The organism is Belnapia sp. AC561, from assembly GCF_979252845.1.
In genome coordinates, this window is the sequence record NZ_CEEDBP010000185.1 from 1 (window position 1) to 279 (window position 279).

The following is a 279-nucleotide window of genomic DNA, read 5'->3' on the forward strand; positions in this document are numbered from 1 at the left end:
GGCTTTGTGGTTAGATTTGACCGCCCTCGCCCGCTTCCGGCCTGCTTTTGACCACGTCCGGGCGACTGACTCAACCCGGTATCGCCATGCGTTTTCTGCCTCTTGTCCTTCTGTTGCTTTGCGCCTGCAGCGCAGCAGAAGAGCGCCCGCTGCGTTTTTCGGTGATCGAAAGCTGGGCCATGCCGCTGGTCAGCGTCGAAAACGGCGAAGCCACCGGCGGCATCATTTACGACTTGCAGATGCGCCTGGCCGAAAAGGTCGGCCGGCGCGCTGAAATGC

General features: G+C 61.3%; 1 protein-coding gene. It reads left to right on the plus strand.

The window, feature by feature from the left end:
- Positions 1–86: 86 nt before the first annotated feature.
- Positions 87–279: hypothetical protein (locus AC0IW9_RS30670; RefSeq protein WP_471652084.1), on the plus strand; the 193-nt coding region annotated here is incomplete at its 3' end.